General features: G+C 42.5%; 23 protein-coding genes. 9 read left to right on the forward strand and 14 right to left on the reverse strand.

The annotated features are described in order from the left end of the window. Positions 1–237 precede the first annotated feature (237 nt). The 3 genes from RB622_RS21215 (at position 238) to RB622_RS21225 (ending at position 2618) form a co-directional block, all read left to right on the forward strand. The gene (locus tag RB622_RS21215; protein ID WP_308048666.1) at positions 238–816 is read left to right on the forward strand and encodes a response regulator transcription factor; all 579 of its coding nucleotides are present in this window, start codon (positions 238–240) and stop codon (positions 814–816) included. Between the two features lie 118 nt (positions 817–934). Further along, a complete protein-coding gene (locus tag RB622_RS21220; RefSeq protein ID WP_308048667.1) occupies positions 935–1699 on the forward strand; it encodes a 5'-nucleotidase C-terminal domain-containing protein in 765 nt (254 codons plus the stop codon). After that, a complete protein-coding gene (locus RB622_RS21225) occupies positions 1671–2618 on the forward strand; it encodes a metallophosphatase (RefSeq protein ID WP_308048668.1) in 948 nt (315 codons plus the stop codon). The genes RB622_RS21220 and RB622_RS21225 overlap by 29 nt, the downstream gene beginning before the upstream one ends. A 100-nt stretch (positions 2619–2718) precedes the next feature. Here the strand turns inward: RB622_RS21225 and RB622_RS21230 are convergent, their stop codons facing one another. Continuing rightward, entirely contained in the window at positions 2719–3030 is a 312-nt protein-coding gene (locus RB622_RS21230; RefSeq protein WP_308048669.1) for an EthD family reductase, read from the reverse strand. Between the two features lie 83 nt (positions 3031–3113). On the opposite strand from RB622_RS21230, the gene RB622_RS21235 reads away from it, so the two are divergent. Then, positions 3114–4286 carry a DUF1343 domain-containing protein gene (locus RB622_RS21235; RefSeq protein ID WP_308048670.1) on the forward strand — a complete coding sequence of 391 codons (1173 nt, stop codon included), beginning with the start codon at positions 3114–3116 and terminating at the stop codon, positions 4284–4286. A gap of 11 nt (positions 4287–4297) precedes the next feature. Here RB622_RS21235 and RB622_RS21240 read toward each other — a convergent pair whose 3' ends face one another. Together RB622_RS21240 and RB622_RS21245 are read right to left on the reverse strand one after the other, a co-directional pair. Further along, entirely contained in the window at positions 4298–5527 is a 1230-nt protein-coding gene (locus RB622_RS21240; RefSeq protein ID WP_308048671.1) for a multidrug effflux MFS transporter, read from the reverse strand. A 303-nt stretch (positions 5528–5830) separates the two neighbouring features. Further along, complete coding sequence (locus RB622_RS21245; RefSeq protein ID WP_308048672.1) at positions 5831–6850, reverse strand: acyltransferase; 1020 nt, start codon at positions 6848–6850, stop codon at positions 5831–5833. A 585-nt stretch (positions 6851–7435) separates the two neighbouring features. Here RB622_RS21245 and RB622_RS21250 point away from each other — a divergent pair. Beyond that, positions 7436–9577: a response regulator gene (locus RB622_RS21250; protein ID WP_308048673.1), complete on the forward strand. Its 2142-nt coding sequence runs from the start codon at positions 7436–7438 to the stop codon at positions 9575–9577. 83 nt (positions 9578–9660) lie between these two features. Next, on the forward strand, positions 9661–12450 hold the full coding sequence (locus RB622_RS21255) for a DUF5686 and carboxypeptidase regulatory-like domain-containing protein (protein WP_308048674.1): 2790 nt from the start codon (positions 9661–9663) through the stop codon (positions 12448–12450). Positions 12451–12569: 119 nt separating this feature from the next. Here the strand turns inward: RB622_RS21255 and RB622_RS21260 are convergent, their stop codons facing one another. From RB622_RS21260 to hxlB, 3 genes are all read right to left on the reverse strand, one after another. Then, positions 12570–12779: an alkylphosphonate utilization protein gene (locus RB622_RS21260; protein WP_308048675.1), complete on the reverse strand. Its 210-nt coding sequence runs from the start codon at positions 12777–12779 to the stop codon at positions 12570–12572. Positions 12780–12953: 174 nt separating this feature from the next. Further along, the gene (hxlA, locus tag RB622_RS21265; RefSeq protein ID WP_308048676.1) at positions 12954–13583 is read right to left on the reverse strand and encodes a 3-hexulose-6-phosphate synthase; all 630 of its coding nucleotides are present in this window, start codon (positions 13581–13583) and stop codon (positions 12954–12956) included. 38 nt (positions 13584–13621) lie between these two features. Further along, the gene (gene hxlB / locus RB622_RS21270; RefSeq protein WP_308048677.1) at positions 13622–14203 is read right to left on the reverse strand and encodes a 6-phospho-3-hexuloisomerase; all 582 of its coding nucleotides are present in this window, start codon (positions 14201–14203) and stop codon (positions 13622–13624) included. 281 nt (positions 14204–14484) lie between these two features. On the opposite strand from hxlB, the gene RB622_RS21275 reads away from it, so the two are divergent. After that, on the forward strand, positions 14485–15348 hold the full coding sequence (locus RB622_RS21275; protein WP_308048679.1) for a helix-turn-helix domain-containing protein: 864 nt from the start codon (positions 14485–14487) through the stop codon (positions 15346–15348). Positions 15349–15352: 4 nt separating this feature from the next. On the opposite strand, the gene RB622_RS21280 is transcribed toward RB622_RS21275, so the two are convergent. The 8 genes from RB622_RS21280 to atpA all read right to left on the reverse strand — a co-directional run bounded on the left by RB622_RS21280 (position 15353) and on the right by atpA (position 23578). Continuing rightward, positions 15353–15691 carry a DUF6984 family protein gene (locus RB622_RS21280; protein ID WP_308048680.1) on the reverse strand — a complete coding sequence of 113 codons (339 nt, stop codon included), beginning with the start codon at positions 15689–15691 and terminating at the stop codon, positions 15353–15355. A gap of 15 nt (positions 15692–15706) precedes the next feature. After that, on the reverse strand, positions 15707–16744 hold the full coding sequence (locus RB622_RS21285; RefSeq protein WP_308048681.1) for a hypothetical protein: 1038 nt from the start codon (positions 16742–16744) through the stop codon (positions 15707–15709). Positions 16745–16983: 239 nt separating this feature from the next. Then, a complete protein-coding gene (gene galU, locus RB622_RS21290) occupies positions 16984–17847 on the reverse strand; it encodes a UTP--glucose-1-phosphate uridylyltransferase GalU (protein WP_308048682.1) in 864 nt (287 codons plus the stop codon). A gap of 137 nt (positions 17848–17984) precedes the next feature. Beyond that, on the reverse strand, positions 17985–18980 hold the full coding sequence (locus RB622_RS21295) for a GHMP kinase (protein ID WP_308048683.1): 996 nt from the start codon (positions 18978–18980) through the stop codon (positions 17985–17987). A 217-nt stretch (positions 18981–19197) separates the two neighbouring features. Beyond that, the gene (locus tag RB622_RS21300; RefSeq protein WP_308048684.1) at positions 19198–19734 is read right to left on the reverse strand and encodes a YceI family protein; all 537 of its coding nucleotides are present in this window, start codon (positions 19732–19734) and stop codon (positions 19198–19200) included. 154 nt (positions 19735–19888) lie between these two features. After that, positions 19889–20623: an outer membrane lipoprotein-sorting protein gene (locus tag RB622_RS21305; RefSeq protein ID WP_308048685.1), complete on the reverse strand. Its 735-nt coding sequence runs from the start codon at positions 20621–20623 to the stop codon at positions 19889–19891. Between the two features lie 402 nt (positions 20624–21025). After that, the gene (gene atpG, locus RB622_RS21310) at positions 21026–21913 is read right to left on the reverse strand and encodes an ATP synthase F1 subunit gamma (RefSeq protein WP_308048686.1); all 888 of its coding nucleotides are present in this window, start codon (positions 21911–21913) and stop codon (positions 21026–21028) included. 90 nt (positions 21914–22003) lie between these two features. Continuing rightward, complete coding sequence (gene atpA, locus RB622_RS21315) at positions 22004–23578, reverse strand: F0F1 ATP synthase subunit alpha (protein WP_308048687.1); 1575 nt, start codon at positions 23576–23578, stop codon at positions 22004–22006. Between the two features lie 288 nt (positions 23579–23866). Between atpA and RB622_RS21320 the strand changes: the two genes are divergently transcribed. Next, positions 23867–24625, forward strand: a complete 759-nt coding sequence (locus RB622_RS21320) for an FKBP-type peptidyl-prolyl cis-trans isomerase (RefSeq protein ID WP_308048688.1) — start codon at positions 23867–23869, stop codon at positions 24623–24625. An 18-nt stretch (positions 24626–24643) separates the two neighbouring features. Next, complete coding sequence (locus tag RB622_RS21325) at positions 24644–26761, forward strand: carboxy terminal-processing peptidase (protein ID WP_308048689.1); 2118 nt, start codon at positions 24644–24646, stop codon at positions 26759–26761. Positions 26762–26909: the final 148 nt, after the last annotated feature.

The raw sequence follows: 26909 nt of genomic DNA on the forward strand, positions 1-26909 counted from the left end.
GCGGTAGCAATCTATTTGGGATTCTAAAACGTAAATGTGTATTAGCTGCTTTATTAATGCTTACAGTTAATAGCGGAATTTAAATTTTGTCAACTTTTTAAAACGGATATTTGCTAGCCTGTCCGTTCGTAAATCATTATGAATAAGTGGAAGATATTATTTGTTGACAGTTGCGCGATTGTCAGAATTGGTTTAAATCAGATAATATCCGGCAACTTTGATTGTGAAGTTTTATCCGTGAAAAGTACCGTAAGTGAGGTGACACGGCATGTAAAAAGCGGAGTAAAGTTTGATCTCGTCATCATCGGGAATATCGAAGAGGACGTTGAAGAATTAATCAATGAAATCCGCCAGTTCAGGGACCAAACGAGGATATTGATTTTTGCTCAAAACTTGCATTATTCCTACGCCATGAATTACCTGATTGCCGGAGCTAACGGGTTTCTTACCCAGAGAGCTCCAAGCAATGAAATTATTAAGGCTATGGAAAAGGTGCTCAGCCAAAACCGCTATCTGTGTCTGGAATTACTCGAAGCGATGGCGCAGGAAACCTTTCTGAATAATGTTCACAGAAGAAAGAATCCCTCTGCCAGACACAGGGATATGCCTTCGAAATCGGTCCATGACAGGCTTTCCAAACGTCAGAAAGAAATTGTGGATTACCTGATAAAAGGCGAGACGGTATCGTCAATTGCCAATCACCTGGATATTAAAGTTTCAACGGTGGCAACGCATAAGTCAATTCTTTTTGAGAAACTTGGTGTTAAAAATGTGCTCGAACTAGTTGACGTTTACTACGGAGAAATGGTTGTTTAAAGTCCTTAACCTGTTCCACACTTGCACACTTATTTTATTTTTATGTCAAATTTTGGGGCATTCACGAAACCTGCAGCAATTGCTGTTACTTTTGTAATTCAATCCGATTGTTCTTGTTATGTCTTCTTCAAAAATTTACAGATACGTTGCGCATAGCCTTCTTGCAGGTTTTGCCCTGTTGTTTTCCTGTAATCGTCATTTTTCTGTTTCCGGAAACCAGTACAAGGAATATGCGATCGACCAGCAAACCAGCGTTGATTCTTCGCTGATCAAATATTATCTGCCTTATAAAAAACGGGTTGAAGCCGAAATGAGCCGTGTCATTGGCCGCAGCGAAGTAGCGCTTACCAAGCCTTCTGACCCTGAAACCTTGATGGGCGACTTTTTCTCAGAGGCAATTTTAACCGAGGGCTTAAAAAAGGATGCAGGTATTCAGTTTACGCTGGCGACAAAGGGTGGTTTGCGCACCACTTTCCCCAAGGGAGCTATCACAGTTTCCCACGCATTTGAGCTTATGCCCTTTGAAAACGAACTGGTGGTGTTGACGCTGACGGGTGCAAATACTCAGAAAGTCATTGACTTTATCGCGCGGTCGGAAGGACAGCCGACAGCGGGTATCCGGATGAAAATAAAAGATAAAAAGGCTTATGATGTGTTTGTCGGCGGAAAACCTTTTGATATCAACCAACAGTATAAACTGCTAACCTATGATTACCTGGCCAATGGCGGCGATAATCTGGATTGTTTGAGTAATCCGGTGGAAAGTAAAGTGATTGATAAAAAAGTGCGTGATGCGTTGATAGACTACATCAGCGGTTTGACCCGTGCAGGAAAAACCATAAATACGAAATTAGATGGAAGAATTATTGTTGCCAACGACTAGTCGCCGGGATTTTCTGAAAAGTGGCAGCGCGGCGGCTGCTTTCTTTGCAATGAGTCCTTTTGCTGCTTTCGCGAAGGATGAAACGGTACAGCTTACCATTTTACATACCAACGATGTGCATAGCCGGATCGAACCTTTTCCCATGGATGGGTCCAGAAATCAAGGTCTCGGCGGTGTGGCCCGGCGGGCAGCGCTGGTGAAAAAGATCCGCGCAGAACAGAAAAATGTCCTTTTGTTGGACGCAGGAGATATATTTCAGGGGACACCTTACTTTAATATGTTTGGCGGTGAACTGGAAATGAAGCTTATGAGTGACATGGGATATGATGCGGCAACGATGGGGAATCATGATTTTGACAATGGGATCGCCGGTTTTGTAAAACAAATGCCCCATGCGAAATTTCCGTTTCTGGTCAGCAATTATGATTTCAATAACACGGACCTAAAAGGCAGGACGCAGCCGTATAAAATCTTTAAAAAACAGGGATTGAAAATCGGTGTTTTTGGCCTTGGGATTGAACTGGCCGGTCTGGTTGATAAAAAGAATTACGGGGATATCGTTTATCAGGACCCGATTGCAAAGGCCAATGAAATGGCCGGAATCCTGAAAAATGATCACGAATGTGACCTGGTTATCTGTCTTTCTCATCTGGGGTACAAATACAAAGAAAATAAGGTATCCGATCAGATACTGGCGAAATCAACGCGGCATATCGACCTGGTTATTGGCGGTCATACGCATACTTTTATGAAGGCGCCGGAAGATATCACAAATCTTGACGGTAAAATTACGACAGTTAACCAGGTTGGTTTTGCTGGTATTAATCTGGGACGACTGGATTATTTCTTCCAAAGAGGAACTGGGAAACGCCTGATGACGGCTGCTGTTTGTCCGGTGCATGAATATTCGCTGGTTTAGTGCGTGGCAAGCCGGTAATCGTTAAAATAATAAAATGAAAAGAAGGGACTTGCTGTTGACGACAGTGAAGTCCCTTCTTGTTTCATGGGCAATCAAACCATTATTGAACCTGGCTAATCTGCATTTCAGGGACCACCGATGTGAAATTGGGTATGTCGCCAATCAGCGTTCCTCCTTCGGTAGCGAGTCCATCCTGTAAGGATTGGAGGTCGGGGAAAAAGATTCCGCAGATCACTTTGTAAGGCGGCTCTGATCCGGGAGCAGGCCCTGAAACGCCAATTTCTACATCAACTTTAACTAATCCGAAGGGCCCAAGTAGCTCTTTTACCAGGGGTGTATGGACGTCAAGGTAATAAGCTACGTTAAAGTCATCTTCGGCGGCATGCGGGTAAATAACAGTTACTTTGAACATAGGGCAGATTGTTTACAGTTTAATAAGTATTTACTTTGAAGATAATCAATAAAAGCTGTTTTCAAATTTTCAACAATAATGCCATGTCTGTCCGTTTTGGTGTCGATATTTTTCTGGAAAAAGTTTACACGTATAGTAGGATGCGGTTCGGTTTTGTAACGAATCATGCTGCAACGACTTCACTTTATCAGCCATCAAGAGAAGCACTGCTATCGGCAGGATTTAAGATTCTCAGATTGTTTTCGCCGGAACACGGTTTGGATACCATTGGCGAAGACGGAAAGTCGATGAGGAACGGCGCCGACGAACAAACAGGGTTGCCTGTGGTCAGTTTGTATGGTGATAAGTTGGGCCCTGCTTTGGAAGATATTGAAGATCTGGACGGGATTTTGCTGGATTTACCTGATGTTGGCTGCCGGTTTTATACCTACCTGTGGACGCTTACTCACGTGATGGAAGCCTGTAACCAGGGCAAGAAACGACTCATTGTTCTTGACAGGCCGAATCCGGTTTCAGGAAATCTGTTGTTGGCGGAAGGACCCATGCTTGATGAAACCTGGTGCAGCTCTTTCATTGGAAGATGGAATATGCCGCTGCGCCATTCCTGTACTTTGGGAGAGCTGGTAACTTATTGGAAGTCAGAAAAATTTCCTGATTTACGGCTGGAAGTGATCCGGAGTGAAGGGTGGCAGCGTTCATCTTTTCAACAGGACTGGCAGCAATCGTTTATTCCGACTTCACCAGCCATGACGAGTCAGGAAGCTGTCTTGCTTTATCCCGGTTTGGGGTTACTGGAGGCAACCAATATCAGCGAAGGCCGGGGGACTGCCACGCCTTTCCGGATTGCCGGTGCACCCTGGATGAAAACGAAGGTTTTGGTTGACTATTTTAACAGGTTATCGGTACCTGGTTTGGTTTTGCGCAATATAACTTTTACGCCGACCGCCGGGAAATACAGAGACAAACTTTGTCATGGTGTGATGTTTCATGTAACAGACCGGGAGATTTTTAAACCGGTTTTTGCAGCACTTTTATTTATCAAAATGGTGAAAGATATGCATCCTGGTGACTTTCAGTGGGCTCCGTATCCGACACATGTAAACCCGACCGGCGAAAAACATCTGGATTTATTAACGGGTATTCCGAATGCGGCATTGCTATTTGAAAAACCGTGGGAAGTATTTAACGAAATCATCCCGTCGCTCCTTTCGGTTGAAGAATGGAACGACAGGATAAAGCCGTATCTTTTATACTGAAAAATAACAAGTTAATGAATCATGCTGCTGTCCGCGCCGGCTTCAACTTCTATCGTTTGTGCAATGGTTTTTCTGCCGACCAATAACATACCAAGTGCAAGTAATGAGGAGCCCGCCATGGCGGCCGTCATAGGCAGGGTAGAGGGTTCTTCAAATAAACTGATCGCCACCGATATCAACGCACCCATGCCCATTTGAATGGCTCCCATCAACGCTGAAGCACTGCCGACATTTTTGGAAAAGGGTGCCAAAGAAAGCGCGGCTGCGTTCGGGTTCGTCAGGCCGATACAACACAGGAAGAGAAACAGCAGAACAATGGTAGCTATGAGTGTAAGTAAACCATTAAAAGAAGCGAAAACCAGCGTGAAACTTACAAGCAGCTGGCATATCAGCGCGGTATTGATGATCTGTTCACTTTTATATTTTCGCAGCAACAATGTGTTAAACTGGCTTGCACCGATAAACCCTACGGATAACAACGCGAATATCCAGCCATAAACTTTTTCATCGGTGTGAAATACTTCCATAAAAACCAGCGGAGAACCGGAGACGTAGGCGAACAATCCGGAAAAAGCGATGGCGCCGGTAAACGAATAAGTATAAAACTGCGGCTCACGGATGACGGACAAAAAGTTGAGGATGATTGGCCGGGGTTTCAGAGAAAGCGAAGTGTCGGGTTTAAAGCTATCCGGAAGCCATAAAATACTTGCGGCCAGGATAGCCACACCCATACCAGTAAGGATCAGGAAAACGACTTGCCAGCCAAATGCCGCCGTGACATAACCGCCCAGGGTTGGAGCAATCATCGGCGAAGCACCGACAACGAGCATCAGCAGGGAGAAGACTTTTGCGCTGTCTTTAACGGGGAAAAGATCCCGAACCATGGCCACAGAAGCCACCGCAGCGGCGCAACTCCCAATAGCCTGTACAAAACGCATGGCAATCAGCATATCGATACTTGTCGAAAGTGCACAACCTGCCGAGGCCAGGATGTAAACCGTCAAACCAATAAAAAGAGGCTTTTTTCGCCCGAATCTGTCCAGCAGCGGGCCGTATAACAATTGTCCGGCAGAGATTCCTATAAAGAAACCTGATAGCGAAAGCGATACTTTGGCAGCGGTGGTATGCAGATCTTTTGCAATGGCCGGGAATCCGGGAAGATACATGTCAATGGAAAAAGGACCGAGTGCTGTAAGGCTTCCCAATATCAAAATCAGGAAGAAATATGTTCTGTTATTCATTCTAAAAAGCGTATTTTTTTGCTTGAATTTCAACAATATTTTGCTGTGTTTCTATATAAGTCTCTTGCCATCTCACAAGTTGGTAGATGGTATTAAAGTCTTGAAGGTGTTTTTGCTGAGCTGGTATACCGCGAGCTGGTGGTCTCTTTGGGCAGCTTTCGGCTAGTATCCGGGTTTGTCAAACTAAGTTGGCCTCCAAATGGATATAGGATGGCCAAGGTCTGTTGGATAATTTCTTTTTCTTCCTTAATGCTAGCTATCGGTGTTTACAAAAAAGGTCATTGAGGTCCATCTTGACTATATTTATGAAGAAACAAGTTCCTGCTCTGTCTCTAATTTCTGAGCCGTCTCTTTATATTTAATATTCTGAGACATTTTACGGAATGGATTCTCTATAAATCTGAAATAATAGTAAGATACCAGCACACTGATTAGCAATGCAGCAAAAATCATTAATTGTCTGATTACTTCGTCATTGGTAAATCTTTGTGTAAGATTGATAACCCTAAGTCCTATTGGGAAATGTAAAAGATAAAGTGAAAAAGAAATGTTGCTGATAAATGTACCAAAAAGTGTTACACGTATAGGTGTTAGGATGGCAATGGATGTAAGAATAACTACCAACAATTCAGTATAAGTATATCTCATGACAACAAATCCAAGTACTGCAGCAATACATAAGAGTTTCTCAAAAAGATTAAGATTACCTGTTACATACCTGAATATCACTATCCCAACAGTGAAGTAAACCGAGAAGTTAAAAACAAGATTCCTATTTGAATAAAATGATAATATGTTGAATATCAGCAATGTTGATATCCAGATAAGATTATTCTTGCTATTGATCAGGGGAAATATTAGAGCGATTAGGAGATAATATTGAAATTCAATTGCCAAAGTCCAAAACACCGGATTGAGCCAATCTTTATCCGTAAACGTGTTGAGGTATCCCACATGATATAAAAGCTGTGGGATGTCCAAAGTGAAGGGCTTACCAGAATAGGTTGGATTGATAGTTGTCAGGTAATTTAAAAAAAGTGCAAGCAATGCACAAATAAGATAAGGCGGCTCTATTCTAGTGAGTCTTTTCTTCATGAATATTGATATTTTTTGCAATGTATAATTACCCGCATACATTGACAGAGGTATAACAAAACCAGATATCATAAAAAATACTTCTACACCGAAGTGACCGTAGCTGAATACTTGCTTGAATAAATTTATCCCGGGAAGATAATCCAGTTTGTCAGAAAAATGAAAAAGACAAACTGCTATCGCTGCAAAGCCGCGGAGATAGTCAAGAGAGGGTATATGTAGTTTCAAATTAGAGGAGATTATGTCACTATACTATTCCTTAAAGGAGTTACCAAATATATAAATAAATATACATTAGTAACTTATTAAAGTAATCGTAAGTTACTAATTGTAGGCTTACCATAATTAGTAACTGGAAATGTAGACTAAAGTATGGTTTTTAATAGTTAGTTCTTTTTCTTTCATCGTCTTCTTTTTCAGTAAGATACAATTTTGATTTGGAGTAAGTCCTTTCATTGATCAACGAGGATGTTTACTATTGTAAGTGTCCATCCATTGATCAGATAAAATTGGGAGTGTACTCTGAACTGTGTAAGGATTTGATTTTGGAAGATTCAGCCTCCAAGGAAAAATTCGCGATATGTTCTATTCAGCCTTTCATTATATTCATTCTGCATCGGTTTACCATAACAATTGGGGAGAAAGTAGTAGCAAATAATTGTAAAATAAACGTTCAGTGAATGACGGATTATTCTACAATTAATACATCATTAATTTGTAGAATTAGTTGTAACTTATTGTTTGTGAGTGATAAATTAGTTGCGGGAGTTAAACTAACTGTTAACTTTGATAACTTAATTACAACTCTCAACAATGCAAAGTGATATAAAAACGGTATCCCTTAAATCTTTTGCCTGGACAATAACCCTAATTTTAATACTAGCATCTTTTGTGTTTTTAACGCTGATCACGAATTCAAAATCGGATATTGTTCAGCATAACATCCATGTCCTGCAAAATGGTGATAATAACTACCGAAGAATAGATACTTGTATTTCGGTTTTATATGTGGCGGAGAATAACAGCAGGTTGTACGCCATTACGGCTGACTCCGGATACCTGGATAAGTACAACAGGCAGATGAAAACAGTTTCATCCATCCTGACGCAATTTCAGGAAGAGAAGAAAAAACAATCATTTTTTTCCAGCCTTTACTTGCCTGAGTTGCTATGGAGCAAACAACTCAAAAATGAGGAGTTTATTTCCTTAAAGAAAATGGTGGACAGCCTGCTTGTATTGCACGAGCCACAAAAAATTCTGAAAGTTTCAAACAAAAACACACCTTTTACGGTCAGGAGAACCAGAGGAATTGCAAAAATCGATTCGATTGAGGTTGCGCCCAGACAGGTAAAAAAGAGGTTGTGGAGAAGGTTGGTTGAAGCTGTTGCCAATAAATCGGACGACAGCAGCCATGTGAAGGTGAGAGCGATGCGATCTTATCTGACCATCGAAGATTCGTTGGCACTGGTCATGAAAATATCGGAATATCAAAATGAAAAAATGATCGAGGGGAACCTTGGACGGGCGCGTGTCAGGCTCAACAAGGCTGAACTGGAATTGTTGGCAATTAATAATAAAATTTTCTCAAACCTTCAGTCAGCATTGAAAGCGCTGCGAAATGAGGAGGTTAATCATGTTGAAACGTTGAGAATGTCACTATTATTACAGACATCCGATAAAGTTGCAGAGCTTAATCAGCTGTCGTGGGGTAATATTGCCATCGTGCTGGTACTGACGCTGATGATCATCTGGAATATCGTTCGGTTGTATAAAAGTGAACGTAAAATATTGGAGTACAGTAATCTTGCTGTAAAATCGGCGAAGCGAAAGGGGGATTTCCTATCACATGTTTCGCATGAAATCCGGACGCCTCTTAATGCCATCATTGGTTTTTCCAGGCAGATTGGGGAAGAAAAACTGACGACGGAACTGCGTTCGAAAGTGGATGCAATCAGAAATTCTTCGGATGTGCTGCTGATGCTGGTAAATGAAATTCTTGATTTTTCGAAGTTTGAAAGTGGTAAGATAAAACTCATCATTCACCAGTTTTATCCACTTGGCATGCTGCGTGGTGTGGTGGGCATGTTGTCGATATTGGCAGATAATAAAGAAATTAAGCTGACGGAGGAATTCGAACTGGATCCCAAACTGATGCTCAATGGGGACGATTTTCGTTTGAAACAGGTGGTGATTAACCTGCTAACCAATGCGATCAAATTTACACCGGTCGGTGGGCATATTAGCATCCATGCCGTATTTGAGAAAGAAGCTGAGAAGGAACAAGGCATATTGAAAATTACCGTACAAGACAGCGGGGTGGGTATTGCCAGTAAAAATCTGAAAAAGATCTTTGAAGATTTTACGCAGATTGAAACACCCGATGATCCGTCAAGGGAATTGGGGACCGGACTTGGTTTAGCGATCAGTAAGCGAATTGTAGACCTTTACAAAGGAAGTATCGGTGTAAAAAGCGAGCTTGGGAAGGGGTCTGTTTTCACTGTGGAAGTGCCTCTGGTGATCGCACAAGCGGTGTCAGTTGCCAATGCTGAACAGACAGAATTGTCGGTAATTGCTTCCGTTCTGAAAGATAAGAGAATTTTGCTGGTTGATGATATTAAGATCAACCTCTTGCTGTTGAGTAGGTTGATGGATAAAAATGCCGTGCGGTACGACCTCGCGTCAGATGGGGAAGAGGCTTACAAGTTATTTAAATCAGCATCGTACGATTTGGTTATTACGGATGTACAAATGCCCAAAATGGATGGCCTGCAATTGACAAAACTGATTCGAAATGATGAAAACGGCAAAAAATCAGCAATTCCTGTCATAGGGTACACCGGAAATGTATCCGAAGAAGAAAGACAGAAATGTTTAAGCATGGGCATGAATGATTTATTGGCCAAACCATTTACAGAAAGTGATCTGGTAGAGGTTTTGACCCGGGTTATTTTTTAATTATTTTCACGGGAAGCAACTTGTAAGGAGGGAAATTCATCTGCTTTACAGCCATGAAAATCGAATACTTTTAAAGTACCTATATGCAGAACCGTTCTATTTTCCCTTTTTTATGTTTTCTCCTGCTGGTTACTCAGAGTTTTTCACAGACCAGTATTGCATCGACAGGTTTGAAAGGTGTTATTAAAACCAAAAAGGGTGATCCGCTTCCCTTTGCCGCTATTGTGGTGAAAGGCACGGACGTTAGCACGATTTCCAACGAAGAAGGGAAGTACCAGCTTGATCTTAAACCGGGTTATTATGAGGTCATTTTCCAGTATCTCGGTTTCAAAACGGGTCAGAAAGCGTTTACCATTGAAAACAAGATGGAGACTTTTGACCTGACGATGGAAGAACAGGCCTATAATTTGGGTGAGGTCCGGATCGGGAATAAGGGCGAAGATCCGGCATATACCATCATGCGGAGGGCCATTGCCAAAAGCCGGTACCATTTTTTGCAGGTGGAAAGTTATACGGCCAAAGCCTATTCAAAATCATCATTTGTGATCACTGACCTTCCTCTGGAATTTTTGTATAAAAAGGAACTGAAGGAAATGGAAAAGGAATCGAATTTCAAAAAAGGTGTTCCTATTTTGAATGAGAGCGTTTCAGAGGTAACTTTTCGTCAGCCGAATACTTACAAACAACGGGTGATTGCTGCCAGGAATAGCCAGGATAAAAACTTCGCAAATGCGAACCAGTATTTTCTGACGAGTTTCTATCAGCCGGAAGTGGTGAAAGCTGTCTCTCCGTTGTCGCCGCGAGCTTTTACCTATTACAAGTTTGAATATGAGGGCAGCTTTCGGGAGAACGGCGTTGAGATCAATAAGATTAAGGTAACCCCGAGATCGTACGGGGAAGGTGTTTACCGAGGGACCATTTATATTACCGAGAATCTGTGGAGTATTTACAGCCTGAATCTGCAAACGGTCAATACCGGTTTTAATATCGAAATCAAACAGGTTTATAGTCCCATACAGGGCGTATGGATGCCGATTAATCAACAATTTCATGTGAACGGCGGGATTTATGGTATCAAGGGAAAGGGAGATCTGGTTATTTCGCAGACATTTTCAAAGCTGAAAATTAATCCGGCTTTTCAGGCCGACATTGTCGTGGTTGACGGGAAGAAAGAAAAGGAAGAAGCAAGGAAAATCGGCTTGTCCTCACGTGAGATTAAGTCGCAGAAACTGGAAGAGGTAGTTAGTAAACAGAAAGAATTTTCAGCGAAAAATCTCAAAAAGCTGATGAAGGAGTATGAAAAACAGGACCTGAAAAAGAAAGAGGAAAAGGGCGAAGATATTGATCTGAATTTTACGAGAAATGATTCGACCTCGGTTGATTCCATGGCGGGTAACAGAAGTATGGCTTTCTGGGATTCCATCCGTTCGGTTCCTTTGACGGTTGCCGAAGTGAAAAGTTATATCCGACTGGATAGCATTATCGTGATGAAAGAAGGCACGCAGGAACAGCGCGATAGCCTGCTCATTGCCAAAGCCGATACGACGAAAAAGAAAGGTGGAGGGACAGATTTTTTGGGGAATCTGATTACGGGACATACTTTTCGTTTAGGAAAGAAAAGCCCGTGGAGGCTGGAGTACGTGAGCCCGCTTTTGGGGTTGCAGGTTAATACAGTGGAAGGATGGGTGCTGAACGGCGGAGGTTTTAAATTGAAGTATAAAAAAGGGAATCAGCCTAAAAAGGAAACGGACGAAATCCAGATTTCAAATAACGGGGTGAAAAGATATACCGTCAGAGACGCAGGAACGTGGACTTTCAGTGGACTGACGCGTTATTCATTTGCCCGGGAAAAGTTGTTTGCAACCGGTGGTGTGGATTATAACTGGAAGCAGAATACCATTAATATTTCGGGTGGAAAAACGGTGGCGCAGTTCAATCCTGAAAACCCGATGCATCCGATCCTCAACAGTCTGACGACTTTATTTTTGGAAAGGAATTTTATCAAAATCTATGAGAAAAACTTTATCAGACTGGATTTTAGAACCAGCCGTGAAAATGAGCACTTTGAGTTAAAAGCAAATATTGAATACGCCAATCGCCGTGCTTTAAGCAACAGGAGTAATACAAATCCATACAACTGGATTGACTGGCAGAAAAGAACATTTACCTCCAATATTCCCGTCAATGAGGAGCTGGCAGATGAATCCGGTACCAGGCTTCCCAAAAAGCTGGGACATCGGGCTTTAACGGTGGGCTTGTCGGCATTTTACAAACCGTGGCAGAAATACCGTACGCAAAAGGGAAAAACTACATTTTATGATGATGACTCGCCGAAGCTTTCAGTTAGTTACCGGAAGGGGATTGATGTCTTTGGGAGCGAAGTGAATTTTGACTTTGTTCAGGTGGGGATAGCGCACGGATTTGATACCGGTGTGCGAAGCAAGTTAAGTTATAAAGTCGCCGCGGGTGCATTTTTAAATGGTAGGAATGTACAGTTTCCGGATTATCAGCATTTTGCAGGGAACCAGTTTTTCTTCCAGTATGGCGATCCGGTTGGAACATTCCGAATGCTCGATTATTATCGTTACAGTACTTCGGAGCGATTTGTGGAAGCACACGCATTGGCGGAGTTACGTAAGTTTTTGCTAACCCAGATTACCTGGTTCCGGATTATGGGGATTAAGGAAAACTTTTTTGCCCATTACTTGCGCACGCCCGATTCGAATAATTATGGAGAGCTGGGTTATGCACTGGACATTGGCATTCGTTTTCCGTTCCGCGTGGAAGTGGCCAATAGCTTTGAAGGTTTTAAATACAAACACACCGTGTTCAGAATTGGCACGACGATGAATTTTTCATTTGGGAAAAAGTAAAATTTCGACAACCGGATTAATCTGAAAAATAAAACTCAGCTTTCGGGAACGGACTTCCCAAGGCTGAGTTTTTATATTTTTTGAATGAAGATGGACAAATTTTCCGGATCCAAACCGGATTACATTTTCTGCACAAACATCGTTTTCAAAACCATTACCGTTTTTTCTACTTTGCCTTCAATTTCTTCTGCGTCATCGGTCAGACGAATGTTTTTAACGACAGTACCTCTTTTCAGTGTGGTGGAGGAGCCTCTTACCTTCAAATCTTTGATCAACTTTACGGAATCGCCCTCTGCAAGCAATGTGCCGTTGCTATCTTTAACTTCCATGAATTTTTTAATTGTTGGAGTAATGTTCAATGTGGCGCAAAGGTAGGGAAAAGGGTTAACATTGGCTTGTCCGGGCCGACCGGGAGACCGGTAACTGACGTAAATCATAATTTGTGTACAAAAAAAGCTGCTGCCCGAACTGGCAACAGCTTTTTCTCCCGGAAATATAATTCCTTATACGTCTAAAGCTTCACGCAATGCTTTTGCAGCCGCAGCAGGATCTGCCGCGCCATAAATGGCCGCACCAGCAACCGCAACTTTTGCTCCCGATGCTTTTATCGCGGCGATGTTGCTCAATTTAACACCGCCGGCAATAGAAACTGGCACACCTGCGCGTGATGCTTCGTCGATCAAAACCTGGATGGAATAACCTGGCTGAGCCTGTTCGTCAAGACCTGCGTGTAATTCTACAAATTCTACACCCAGGGCAATCACTTCCTGCGCACGTTTCACACGGTCGGCTACGCCGATGGTGTCGACAACGACGCCTTTTCCATGTGCTTTTGCAGATTTTACGGCACCGAGAATGGTGGCGTCACCAGTTGCGCCTAAAATGGTTATCAAATCTGCTCCTGCCCCAAAAGCCATATCAGCTTCCAGTTCGCCCGCGTCCGCTGTTTTGAAATCTGCAAAAACCAGTTTATCCGGAAAAGCTTTCTTCATCGCGGTAATCACCGCCAGACCTTCGCTTTTGATAAGTGGTGTTCCCAATTCAATGATATCGATATAAGGAGCAACTTTTGTTGCCAGTGCAATTGCGTCTGCTGTTGTCAATAAGTCTATTGCGACTTGTAATTTGGTCATTATTTTTTTGTTTAATTTATTGTTAATCAATATGTTATTTATTCTAAATTGGCGTGCCGCTTCCAGAGTTTTTCTGCGGGCGTTCCGTCCATTTGCCATAATGTTTGGATAATCGCGTCTGTAAGCAGTGATACAGACTGTTCGAAAAGACTTCCGGCGTATTGCTTTGAAATAGTAGCGCCATGGTCTTGCTTTTGCGCCGCCGGCAGTATAGCAACATGATCAGATAATTTTGCCAGCGGAGATTCCAGCGAAGTTGAAATGGTAATCACCTTTGCACCCACCGAAATGGCTTTTTCTGCGGCTTTTACAATGTTTCCCGTCGTTCCCGAACCAGATCCGGCAATAAGCAAATCGTTATTTCTAATGGCAGGGGTCACCGTTTCGCCGGCTACGAAAACGGTAAAACCCAGATGCATAAGGCGCATCGCAGCCGCCTTTAAAGCCAGCCCGGTCCTTCCTGCGCCAACGACAAAAATGCGGTCGGCGTCTTGGATGAAAGGGATCAAACCGGCAACCTGGCTAAAATCTATTGCTGCGGCAAGCCTGTTATTTTCAGTCAGGATCATGTTCAGATTGCTCTTTAAATCAGTGACCAAATCAATAGTTATTGTACTCATTATCCAATTTTTTCAATTTTGAAAAACTCAAACCGCACCTCCATCGGAAGTGATCAATGTGCTGTTGTTTTGGTCTGTCGAAATAATCAGAGACAAATTCCTGTAAAACCTGATGGCAAAGGTATGGTAAGCGGAAAGGGAAGACGTTACACAATCGGCGCGATATGTTGTACTATTTGCCAATGATTACGGATTCGATTGCATAATCTGCTAATTTTGGTATCTAATTCGGAATATGGTATTCGGGGCTGAAAATCAGGTCGAAAATTTAGAGCAAAAAAATGGAAGAAAGTAACCTGCGTGTTGAGCTGAACAAGACACTCATTTATATAAGAAATCTGGACAATTGTCCGCCAAGTTACCTCAACGATCCCAGCCGAAAGGAGTTTTTTGAGATTGTCTGGTTGAAAAATGAAGATGCCCTGCATACCATTAAGGATAATGAATATCCGTTGAAAGGTGACTGGATTTATCTGATCCCGCCATACCGCGTACATCAGTTAAATAAAGCGGGGAAAAATGGGATTTTGCTTTCTTTTAAAAGGGATATTCTGGATGATGACGTCAAAGAGTTTTTGCTGGATGTTTTTAAAATATTCAACATTCAGGGAGAGTTTTCATGTCTTCAGATCAGTGATGAAACGGCTGTTCAATTGGGGAAAGTATACCAGTTGCTCGAAGAGGAATATCAAAGGGAAAACAATAGCCTGGTGATCATAAAGGCGTTGCTGAAGGTGTTTTTATTGCAGTTGGTAAGGATTAAGGAACATAACTTTACCGTGCAGGATATTAACCAGAAGCGGGGTTACGAATTTATGGTTTTGCTGGAAATGAACTATCAAAACGTCAGAAATACAGATTTTTATGCGGGGAAACTCGGGATCAGCTCCAAAAGACTAAACCAGATTTTAAAAGAAAAACTGGACAAAACCGGTATGCAGCTTATCCATGACAGAATTGTGCTTGAAGCCAAAAGACAGATTATCCACAGTGAAAATACGATTAAGGAAATCGCCTATGATTTGGGATTTAAGGACCGACCGTATTTCAGCCGTTTTTTTAAACAGCATACGGGCTTATCACCGGAGCAGTTTCAAAATGAAGCGAAGGCACATATTGTTACCAAATTCAATACATTATTTTGAGGGGTTAAACTTCACCTCTCAAAATAATTTTATCCGGGGTGGGATATGCTAACAATTTCGTAAAATCTACCTTCCAGAAATCCAGGTCGAGTAAATGGTTTTTGTCGTCTTTTGTCAAGGTAATAACGACGGGGGTTTCATCGGAATCAACATATTCTACCTGTATTAAATCGCCGTCATAAGCCGAAACATCACCACCCAGGCTGATGCTTCCCATTTTTCCGTCTTCATATTCATCGACATATTCGTCAACGGGGTAGTCATCCGGATTAAGATTAAGCTGTTTTAACAGAAAGGTTATCAGGTCTTTTTCGTTTTGTCGGATCGCTCTCTTTTCTCTCATGTTGTAATGTCGGTATCAAGCCAGTTTCTTGTCCTTATTTCTCCATTGTTCCGCTTTTTTGCCAACGAACCAAAAAGAGACCGCAAGTATAGCAAAGAAAATGCCTTTGTTGGTCCGGTCCCAGAAATATTCAAAATAACGTGTGTAAATATTAAGCAGGAAAAAGATCAATCCCATATCGCGCAGGACATCGTTTTTAGTCCTGAACGCATAGGCGATCAGAGCCGCCAGGACTATTGTGTAACCAACCGACCAATACCACAAAGTGCCCTGCCTGATTACTGTCCACCGGTCCAGGTCATCATAATTTCCGAAGATGGAAAGCGTCCAGGCTGCGAGCAGAAATAGGAACAGCCCGATGGAATATGTAACGGTTGAAAAAGATTTAAGCACCCCGATCTTTTCAACAAGCCATGAAAAGACCCAGATCACAAGTCCGAAAACGGTCATGTTTAAAGGATAATTCATTCCGGCGAACCGATAGGCGCCGCCTGTCCAGAAATAGGTTTGGGCTCCCCACCAACCGGCTACGGTCAGCAGCATAACGGTCCATAAAAGCTGTGAGCTGAGATATGCCGAGGAGATGAAATAAACGATGGCAGCGATCAGCAAAGGGCGTGCGTAATTACCTTCGAAATATGCAAAACTTCTGGTCCAATATGCAATGGCTATGGCGACGCTGAGGATGATCGTGATGGTATACGTTTCGTTGCTGGCCCTGGCCGTGGGGTGTTTCAGTTTTCTTCTTTTAGCCAAAATAACAAAAATTACAGCGGCCAAGGAGAAACCAATGCCGACGACGGTTTCAGAAAATCCCCATTTGTTACGTAATAACTCGATCCATTTTTCATCAATAACCAATGCCCCGAAAGCCAGTAATCCACAGGAAACAGCGGAAATGAAGGCATACCAGGTAATCGTATCGACGTTCGAGTCTCGAAGCTGATAGCTTTTGCGCAGGTCGTCAGCGAGTTCCGGAGATATCTTGCTGGAATCCTGCCAAAATTGAATAGCCTTGTTGAGAACGGCAGCGTCTTTTTTATCTACTTCCATTTGGTTGATGATGCGTTTCTTAAAAGTGTGTCACTTCCCAGTGGAAATAAGTGCCTTCAAATATACCTTTTTTTAATTTTTATTATCAATATCGTGCCTGTTCTGTGAAGTGGGTTTGATGCAAAAAAAAGGAGAAGTCAATACTGGGTGTCCCCGTTTTTAAAACGGGGAAGCCCAGTATTGACTTCTCTAAGTGCCGAAGTTCAGTTATTTTCTCATGAAACCATGGGCGACCAGATCTATTTATTCAAAAGTTCAATCAAAAACTTTCTGAAAGGCTCAGCGAATTCTTTTCTTTTTAAGGCAAACTCCACTGTTGTTTTCAGGTAGTCAAGCTTGTCGCCAATGTCGTGACGTTTTCCTTCAATATGGTGCGCATAGATATTTTCACGTTTCAAAAGCAACAACAGTGAGTCAGTGAGCTGAATTTCATTATTTTTTCCTTTTGGCGTCTGTTCAATCGTATTGAAAATTTCAGGTGTCAGGATGTAACGTCCGGCAATAGCGAGATTGGAAGGAGCCATATCCAAAGCTGGTTTTTCAACCAATGTGCTCAGTTCCAAAATCGTGTCGCTAAGCGAAGTCCCGCCAACAATACCATAACGATTTACTTTGTTTGCCGGAACCTGCTCAACGGCAATCACCGACCCGCCATACTGCTCGTAAGTGTCCATCAACTGTTGTGTAACAGGAATCACAGAATCCATGATCGTATCGCCCAGCAATACTGCAAATGGTTCATTACCAACGTGATGTCGCGCGTAGTAAATGGCATCTCCCAATCCGTTTGCTTCTTTCTGCCGAACAAAATGGACGTTAGCCATATCAGCCAGACGACGCATTTCATTAAACCAGATCATGTCTTCTTTCTCTTCCAGACGGGATTCCAGTTCCACATTACGGTCGAAGTGATCTTCGATGGCACGTTTCCCCTTTCCAGAAATAATCAGGATATCTTCAATGCCCGAATCAACGGCTTCCTGCACGACATATTGAATGGTAGGAATGTCGATGATCGGTAACATTTCTTTGGGCATCGATTTTGTTGCCGGCAAAAAACGGGTGCCAAGTCCGGCAGCAGGAATTACAGCTTTACGAATCATATATTTTTAGGTTTTAGCTATTAGCGGTTGGGCGTTAGTGCGTGACTAACAACTGTTCAATTATAATTGATTATATATTTTATAAAAGTGTTTAGGTGACGAGCTAATAGCTATCCGCTAAAAGCCAACAGCTCTGATCAAACTACAAATGGCTTAATGACTCTCGCATTATGTTTTTTTAGTTTGACAAAAAGCTGGTTCAGCATGTCGTCATCTTTATAAATTCCGATAATGGTCCCGCCCGATCCGGCAAATTTTGCCGAAGCACCACAGGATCTGGCCTCATGAATTAGCCTTTTGTTAGAATCCGGAACGTTATAAATTTTACAGCGCAGATCAAAATTCTGATTCATCAGCTCATGCAGGTCATCAGGCCTTTCTTCCAAAAGTGCCGTATAGCCTTCCTTTGCCTTCTGTCCGATTTGACCGAGTACGTCGATGACTTCTTTTTCTCCGCGGTCAAATCTTGTGCGTACATCACTATGAACCTTCCCGGAAACTTTGCTGAGGTTTGTGTTATAGGCGACGTAAAGTTTTGGCAATAGTGCGGGATTAATCCGCTCATACAGACCGTATCCCTGGTTTTCGATCAGGGATTTGTCAAAATCCATGTAAACGCAACCTTCATAACATTGAATAACCCGGTCCTGTAAACCAGCCGCAATGCCAAGCTCTTCCGTTTCCGAGACCATGACGAGTTGGGGAAGGATTTCAATAGGAATTTGCACCTTATAGAATTGCATCAAAGCCCGGAAAAGGGCCACAACAATGGCGCTGGAACCTGACATGCCCACCTGGCGTGGAATGGAGGAGCGATACCTGACCGTAAAATTCCGGTTGGGTAATTTGATATTGTTAACCTCGCAAAAGTCTGCGAATTTTTTGATCCCTGCTTTGATCAGCGGAATGCCGCCATTGTATCCAAGCATACTCACCGAGTCGCGGAGATGGAAAATGCTACGGAATGTGCTGCCGTCCTGCGGCTCCGGCTCTATGTGAAGCTCCGGAGATTCGTATAATGAAATGGATGCTCCGAAATTTCGAACAGAAATTGATATTGTTTTTCCGAAAAAACCGTCAGAAGGATTTCCCAGCAGCCCTGCCCGGGCGTATGCGCGCGTTTCAATGATCAATGTAAATCTTTTTTTGCCTCAAAAATAGTAACTAATTGACGACGCTTCACACTTTTGTCCCTTAAATTAATGCAACGGTTATACACTTAAAATTTTAAGGAGCAATATGGCCTGATCAGCGTCAATATAATCAGCGTCAAATATTTTCTATACAAAGAAGGCGTCCCGAAGTATGTCGATTACTTCGGGACGCCCGGGGATAACTGCTATTTTTGACCTATGCTTGTTTGATCAACTGAATGTTGATTACCAATTTGATTTCATCACCAACCACGACACCGCCTGCTTCGGTTGTAGCACTCCAGCTCAATCCGAATGCTTTACGGCTGATCTTTCCGGTAATTTCAAAACCTGCTTTGCTCTGACCATAAAAATCGGTCATGGCGCCACCATATTCTGCATCCAAAACGACTGGATTGGTAACACCTTTGATTGTCAAATCTCCTTTAAGCTTGTAAGTATCTTCACCTGTTTTTTCAAGTGCAGTTGAAGAAAATGTCAGTTTAGGATAGTTTTCAGCATCGAAGAAATCTCCCGAGCGAAGGTGTTCGTCACGTTGCGTCTGGTTGGTATCGATACTTGCCACGTCAGCAGAAAATTTGATATCGGCTGTTGTTAAATCGTCGCCATCCGTTTCAGCAGTTCCCTCGAAAGTTTTGAAAGAACCGGTAACTGTTGAAATGACAAGGTGTTTTACCTTAAACTGGATTTCTGAATGCGTTGGGTCAATCACCCATGATGTTTTAGTTGACATATGCTATTGCTGTTTAAATTATTATGTTTCTACATTTAATGTATATACATGTAATAAGAAAAAAAAGTTTGCTATTAGACAAAAAAAGTATCAATCTTTTATAATTGATACTTAATATATTGAAAATAAATAGTTTATGTAAAAATATTTTTTTCTATTCTTTTGGCATAGCAAAAATACTTTCGTCAATTTTCGGATTGATTTCCAGCGTTTTGATCTTCATCGCCATCGTTGCCCCAGGCATCGCGGAGGTTTCTACCTCTGAAGTAAACGGATAAGTGATCCCGTCGATCTGTCTGAAATCGGATTGTGTATTTTTAGATTCTACCTCCTGGCCATTGACATTTACTTTGGCGACCGTTTTCAGGATATAGTAGGTATCTTTTGAAATATAGTTTGTCCGTTTGGCGCCGTTTTTAAGATTGACAGTAACCTTGAAAACTTTTGCTCCTGCCATGTCTTCTTCTCCGTCCAGGGTAAGGGTCTGGCCTTTTTCTTTATAATTGTATAAGCCGGTTAAATCGGTTTCGGCAGAAAGGGATTTAACGACGTCCTCGGGCAGGGGCGTTGCCTTGAGCTGGCCAGCCATTGGGTTAATCACCCAGCCTTTGTCATTGTCGATAACCTGAATGATGGTTGAGCCCTGAACCGTTGTTTCGCTTCTGAATCCGCGTTGCTGTACAATGGTTGTGGTTACAGGGATCTGCATGTTCATCACTTCCATTTCGGCCGATATTTTGATGCTTTTAAGCTTCGACAATTTATCGGCGCCACCCATGGTCGTAATATGTTTTGCTACGATTTCGTCCAGCGTCTGGGCGAAAGAGGAAGTACATATTCCAGAAATTACGAGGATGATCAGCGGTTTTAAATAGTTGGATTTTCGCATGAGCGCTAGTTTTGTTGCGCTGTAAAACTAGGAAATATTAATTTAAAACCGAATTAAGTCGGTTGAGCGGCCGTTCTCCATTTTATGTGGTGGGTTTAATTGGTGCCCCGATGGTGAGATTTCTAGGGTGTTTTTATGCCTGACAGGATTTTGAGGTTTTATACCCGTCGGATGGCCGAAAAAGCCATCCGACGGGCAGCTCGTTCCGTCCGACGGCTTTTTCAGCCGTCGGACGGATAGTAAAAAAGAGCGGCATGATCGTTACCAGATAAAGATTTCCATCGGTGGACGGGTAGCAAAAGATGATGCTGGGTAACCGGGATTTATTCAAACTTTGAATAAAAAAAAACGAACGAACCATAAATGATCCGCTCGCCAAAAATATATAAGATTTTATTCTAACTACGCACTTTTCAAAGCTTCTGCACCACCTACGATTTCGAGAATCTCGGTTGTAATAGCAGCCTGACGGGTACGGTTGTAGATCAATTTCAGCTCTTTCAAAAGATCCTGAGCATTTTCAGTTGCCTTATCCATCGCAGTCATACGTGCACCTTGTTCTGAAGCATTCGATTCAAGAACGGCGCGGTACAACATTATTTTCAAAGATTTTGGAATCAATTCAGCAAGAATCTCCTCCTCATTTGGTTCAAATATATAGTTAACCTCCGGTGCTTTTACTTTTTGGGGAGTCGTATCGGCAACGATTGGTAAATAAGGATCTGTATGGATAATTTGTGTAGCAACGTTTTTAAATTCGTTGAAAACCAGGTCAACCACATCATATTTTCCTTCGGAGAAGTCCTTCATGATTTTTTCGGCTGCTTCCTTTACATTGACGAATTTAAGTCTTGTAAACAAATCGGTGAAAGTGGTGTTTACGACAAAACCTCTGCGGTTGAATGCCTCTGCACCTTTTTTACCGATTGCAAATATCTCTACATTTCCTTTGCTTGCCTGCTCTGAATACTTTTCGTTGATCAGCTGCAGGGTGGCTTTAATAATATTGGTATTGAAAGCACCGCACAATCCACGATCGGAAGTAACGACAACGATCAATATTTTTTCAGCCGCACGTACTGTTTTCAATGGGCTGTCCACTGAATTTTCAGAACCTGCGGAAACTGTTGAAAGCATTTGACCTAGCTTTTGGGCATAGGGACGCATTTGCAGGATATTATCCTGAGCTCTGCGCAATTTAGCAGCTGCCACCATTTTCATGGCTTTCGTGATCTGCTGTGTTGAATTAACCGATACAATCCGGTTACGTACTTCTTTTAAGCTTGCCATCTTAGGGAAATTAAATGCGGTCCGCCTGAGGTTATCAATAAGTTAAGAACCAGAAAATGTATTTCCGATTCTTAACTTATAACTTCTCTATTAATATTTAGCTGAAAGTTCTTTCGCTACTTTGTCGATAACATCCGTTACGCTGTTATCCAACTTGCCTGCACGAAGGGCAGCAAGTGTATCGCTGTATTGCGCTGAAAGAATAGTAAGGAATTCTTTATCGAATTCTTTTACTTTTTCAACCGGAACTCTGTCTAACAATCCTTTTGTAGAAGCGTAAACCGTAGCAACCTGATGTTCAACCGGTACCGGAGCATATTGAGGTTGTTTCAATACTTCCTGGTTACGGCGTCCACGATCAATCGCAAGTTTGGTAGAAGCATCAAGATCCGAACCGAATTTTGCAAAAGCTTCCAATTCACGGAATTGAGCCTGGTCAAGTTTTAACGTACCTGATACCTTTTTCATGGACTTGATCTGAGCGTTACCACCCACACGTGATACCGAGATACCTACGTTGATCGCAGGACGGATACCCGAGTTGAACAAGTTAGATTCAAGGAATATCTGTCCGTCCGTAATCGAAATTACGTTCGTAGGGATATAGGCAGAAACGTCACCCGCTTGAGTTTCAATGATTGGAAGTGCAGTTAATGAACCACCACCTTTTACTTTTCCTTTCAAGGAAGGAGGAAGGTCATTCATGTTTGCTGCAATGCTGTCATCATTGATGATTTTCGCAGCTCTTTCCAATAGACGGCTGTGAAGATAGAATACGTCTCCCGGGTAGGCTTCACGTCCCGGAGGGCGACGAAGCAGCAGGGAAACTTCACGGTAAGAAACCGCTTGTTTCGAAAGGTCATCATAAACGATCAAGGCAGGACGACCCGTATCACGGAAATATTCACCGATGGCAGCACCCGTAAACGGAGCATAGAATTGCATTGGTGATGGGTCCGATGCACCGGCTGCTACGATTACCGTATAGTCCATTGCACCAAAACGACGAAGTGTTGCTTCGATACCTTTGATTGTTGAAGCCTTCTGGCCACAAGCTACATAGATACAGAATACAGGCTCGCCCTTATCGTAATATTCTCTTTGATTGATGATTGTATCAATAGCAACAGCTGTCTTTCCAGTCTGGCGGTCACCGATAATCAACTCACGTTGTCCACGTCCGATAGGAATCATCGCATCGATTGCTTTGATACCCGTTTGAAGCGGCTCGGTTACAGGCTGACGGAAAATTACCCCAGGAGCTTTACGCTCAATAGGCATTTCAAATGTTTCACCCTGAATAGGGCCCATTCCGTCGATTGGTTCAGCTAATGTGTTTACAACACGGCCTACAATACCTTCACCAACTCTTACTGAAGCGATCTCCTTCGTACGCTTCACTGTGTCGCCTTCTTTGATTTCACTTGAATCACCAAGTAAAACGGCTCCAACATTATCTTCCTCGAGGTTCAAAGCGAGGGCCTTTAAGCCATTCTCGAAAACAAGGAGCTCACCCGCCTGTACTTCGGAAAGGCCATAAATGCGGGCAACACCGTCACCAACTTGAAGGACGGTTCCTACTTCTTCGAGTTCTGCTTCAGATTTAGCGCCTGCAAGTTGTTCGCGCAGGATGGCCGAAACTTCGTCCGGTCTAACAGATACCATAGTATAATTGACTTATTTAGAGTATAGTAGTAAGTTTTTGAAAACAGCCGCAAATGTAGGGTTAATTTGTTAAATAAAGAATAGCTAACCTAAAAAACTGCTGGATAAAAATTAGATTTTTCCAAGTTTGCCGCTTTCGAGTATTATAACGCAGTAAAAATATGGAATTTTAGGCATTTAAAAGGTTTTTAAAACTTTTTTAGGTACTAATTGTGTTTTTGTTGTAATTGAGTTCGTTAATAACAATTAATTATCACAAATTTAATTTTCAGACCATCCTTAAGTAGAATGTACAAATTAGAAAAAACCATTTTAGCCTCTGTTTTATGTATCGGTTTAGCTGCATCACCAGGGTTCGCACAAGCGCCTAAGAAAGTTACGAAACCAGTCGCTGCAACAAAAAAGACCACAGTTACAGCGGCTAAAGTTACCCCTGCATCAAGTGTACTTAAGACGAAGATGGATTCCCTGTCGGCGGCCATTGGTGTGAGTTTTTCCAACTCATTGTCGTCTCAGGGCATCAGCAACATCAATACGGATATCCTGACCAGGACAATAACATCGTCACTTAAAGGGGAGAAAACGACATTTACATCGGAGGAGGCAAATAAATTTATCAGTGAATATTTTCAAAAAATGATGGAAGAAAAAGGAGCGGTCGTGAAAGTAGAAGGAGAGAAGTTTTTGGAAGAAAACAAGAAGAAGGCCGGTGTTACAACCACGGAAAGCGGCTTACAGTATTCTGTGATCAAAATGGGAGAGGGTGCAAAACCTGCTGCAACGGATAAAGTGAAGACACATTACCACGGTACTTTGACCAATGGAACGGTTTTTGATAGCTCTGTGGATCGCGGCGAGCCGGTAGAGTTTCCGGTGAACGGCGTGATAAAAGGATGGACAGAGGCTTTGCAGCTTATGCCCGTAGGTTCGAAATGGAAATTGTTTATTCCCTATTCTCTTGCTTATGGTGAGCGTGCAGCGGGCCCGCAGATTCCAGCCTATTCAGCTTTAGTATTTGAGGTTGAATTATTAGAAATTGTTAAATAGTTAACAAAAATTCGACGAATGAAAAAGTACCTAATCACTCTTATTCCTGTTGTATTACTTGGCTGGCAGCGAGGTCCCGTACAGCAAAATGCAATCGTCACTACGGAAACTTCGCTAGCGGAAGATATTAAGCCGACCGCAGCCCAGTATAAAGCGGAAGAACTTTCGACAAGAATATTGTCAAATTATCATTATCGTAAAACGAAACTGACCGATTCATTGTCGTCAGCGATTTTTGATAAATACATTGATGGTATTGACCATGGTCGATTGTACTATCTGGCCTCGGATATGACGGAATTCGAAAAATACAGGTACTCTTTCGATGACTTTTTGCAAAAACGGGAGCTGGATATTCCTTTTAATATGTATAACCTTTTCAGAAAGCGTTATCAGGAAAGAAGTGAATACATTCAGGCACTTCTGAAAACACCGAAACCATTTGACTATACCGTTGACGAATCGCTTAACACGGATCGTGATAAAGTGGCCTGGGCCAAGTCAAATGATGAATTGAATGATACATGGCGGAAATATCTCAAAAGTGAGGCGCTGGATCTGAAACTGGCTGGAAAGGCAGATTCATCCGTAGTTAAAACTTTGAGCGACCGGTATAAAAACCGTGACCGCGGTTTGAGCCGTATCCGTACGGAGCAGGTTTTCCAGATGTTCATGAACGCGTACGCTGAATCACTTGATCCGCATACAAGTTATATGGCGCCTACATCGGCTGACCGTTTCAAACAGGAAATGAGCCAGTCGGTTGAAGGGATCGGTGCCTTGCTTCGTGAGGAAGATAATTATATCAAAATTGTTGAAGTGATTCCGGGCGGCCCCGCATTTAGGGGAAAACAGCTTAAAAAGGAAGATAAGATCATCGGTGTTGCCCAGGGTGACGATGGGAAATTTGTTGACCTTGTTGGCTGGTTTGTGGATGACGCGGTTAAGCTGATCAAGGGCCCAAAAGGTACAGTGGTTCGTTTGCAGATCCTTTCTGCCGATGCACTTTCAAGTACGCCTCCAAAAGAGATCAGACTGGTTCGTGAAAAAATAAAACTAGAAGATTCCCGCGCCAAAAAAGAGATTGTTTCTATTAATTCCGGAAACAAAGACTATAAAATTGGGGTGATCGATATTCCTTTATTTTACCGTGATTTTGAAGGAGCACAGCAAAAAGAAAAAGAATTTTCAAGCACGACCCGTGACGTTCAGAAACTGATCACGGAATTGCAGGGAGAAAATGTAGATGGCATCGTGATCGACCTGCGTAACAACGGCGGTGGATCATTAACGGAAGCCGTTTCGCTGACAGGTCTGTTTATCAATAAAGGCCCGGTTGTTCAGGTTAAGGAAGGGCAGGGTGATATTCAGGTTGAAACGGATAATGACCCGATGATTGCCTACAATGGCCCGATGGCCGTGATGGTAAACCGTTTCAGTGCTTCGGCTTCTGAAATTTTTGCTGCGGCTATTCAGGATTACAAGCGTGGAATTATCGTCGGTGAGCAGACCTACGGTAAAGGAACCGTTCAGACGCTGATTGATCTTAACCAGTGGGCCCCAAAAGAAACGGATCAGCTTGGACAGGTTAAGTTAACCGTTGCGAAGTTCTACCGTGTTAATGGCAGCAGTACGCAGTTGAAAGGTGTAATGCCTGACCTGGAATTACCATCGGCGTTTAAGGTGAATGAGTATGGAGAGGGATCGCAGCCAAGCGCATTGCCATGGGATCAGATTCCTTCTTCTAAATACGAGTTGACGAACAACATTAACGAGAAAATCGTAGGACAGCTTCGCGATAAGTACAAGCAACGCCTTAAATCAGATGAAGAGCTTAAAACATTGGTGAAAACGATTGATGAATTTAAGAAAGCACGTGAAAATAAAGTGGTTTCTTTACAAGAGTCAAAACGTAAAATTGAGCGTGATGAAGCGGAAAAGAAACGGGCTGCGTTGAAACAACTTGGCGAAGACGCTGAAGAAAGTGAAGACGAAGCGGATACAAAAGTAGCTGCCGAAGCACCGAAAGAAGTCAAAAAGAAAAAGGATATTTATATCACTGAAACCGGACGAATGCTGACAGACCTGATCATTATTTCAAAAGAGCCAAGTCTGGCAGGAGCCAAAAAGAAGTAAGTTTTAGAAAAAGATATAGCCAGCAAAAAAATGAGGCTGTCTCAAAAGGGCAGTCTCTTTTTTTGCGTATATAGTGTTGTTTATTTTTTCAGAATTGATTATCTTTAGTTATAAGCAAATCAGGAAAAATGGGCCGCAGACAACCTAC

Source organism: Dyadobacter sp. LHD-138 (assembly GCF_030929615.1).
GTDB lineage: Bacteria > Bacteroidota > Bacteroidia > Cytophagales > Spirosomataceae > Dyadobacter.

Bases quoted from the DNA above. Each gene is read 5' to 3' on its own strand.
- RB622_RS21230 (WP_308048669.1), bottom strand. From the start codon at position 3,030: ATGTTCAAAGTAACTGTTATTTACCCGCATGCCGCCGAAGATGACTTT.
- RB622_RS21300 (WP_308048684.1), bottom strand. From the start codon at position 19,734: ATGTCAACTAAAACATCATGGGTGATTGACCCAACGCATTCAGAAATC.
- RB622_RS21260 (WP_308048675.1), bottom strand. From the start codon at position 12,779: ATGGAAGTTAAAGATAGCAACGGCACATTGCTTGCAGAGGGCGATTCC.
- RB622_RS21220 (WP_308048667.1), top strand. From the start codon at position 935: ATGTCTTCTTCAAAAATTTACAGATACGTTGCGCATAGCCTTCTTGCA.
- RB622_RS21285 (WP_308048681.1), bottom strand. From the start codon at position 16,744: ATGGAAGTAGATAAAAAAGACGCTGCCGTTCTCAACAAGGCTATTCAA.
- RB622_RS21255 (WP_308048674.1), top strand. From the start codon at position 9,661: ATGCAGAACCGTTCTATTTTCCCTTTTTTATGTTTTCTCCTGCTGGTT.
- RB622_RS21325 (WP_308048689.1), top strand. From the start codon at position 24,644: ATGAAAAAGTACCTAATCACTCTTATTCCTGTTGTATTACTTGGCTGG.
- RB622_RS21320 (WP_308048688.1), top strand. From the start codon at position 23,867: ATGTACAAATTAGAAAAAACCATTTTAGCCTCTGTTTTATGTATCGGT.
- hxlA (WP_308048676.1), bottom strand. From the start codon at position 13,583: ATGACCAAATTACAAGTCGCAATAGACTTATTGACAACAGCAGACGCA.
- RB622_RS21250 (WP_308048673.1), top strand. From the start codon at position 7,436: ATGCAAAGTGATATAAAAACGGTATCCCTTAAATCTTTTGCCTGGACA.
- RB622_RS21235 (WP_308048670.1), top strand. From the start codon at position 3,114: ATGTCTGTCCGTTTTGGTGTCGATATTTTTCTGGAAAAAGTTTACACG.
- atpG (WP_308048686.1), bottom strand. From the start codon at position 21,913: ATGGCAAGCTTAAAAGAAGTACGTAACCGGATTGTATCGGTTAATTCA.
- atpA (WP_308048687.1), bottom strand. From the start codon at position 23,578: ATGGTATCTGTTAGACCGGACGAAGTTTCGGCCATCCTGCGCGAACAA.
- RB622_RS21225 (WP_308048668.1), top strand. From the start codon at position 1,671: ATGGAAGAATTATTGTTGCCAACGACTAGTCGCCGGGATTTTCTGAAA.
- RB622_RS21280 (WP_308048680.1), bottom strand. From the start codon at position 15,691: ATGAGAGAAAAGAGAGCGATCCGACAAAACGAAAAAGACCTGATAACC.
- hxlB (WP_308048677.1), bottom strand. From the start codon at position 14,203: ATGAGTACAATAACTATTGATTTGGTCACTGATTTAAAGAGCAATCTG.
- RB622_RS21305 (WP_308048685.1), bottom strand. From the start codon at position 20,623: ATGCGAAAATCCAACTATTTAAAACCGCTGATCATCCTCGTAATTTCT.
- galU (WP_308048682.1), bottom strand. From the start codon at position 17,847: ATGATTCGTAAAGCTGTAATTCCTGCTGCCGGACTTGGCACCCGTTTT.
- RB622_RS21275 (WP_308048679.1), top strand. From the start codon at position 14,485: ATGGAAGAAAGTAACCTGCGTGTTGAGCTGAACAAGACACTCATTTAT.
- RB622_RS21240 (WP_308048671.1), bottom strand. From the start codon at position 5,527: ATGAATAACAGAACATATTTCTTCCTGATTTTGATATTGGGAAGCCTT.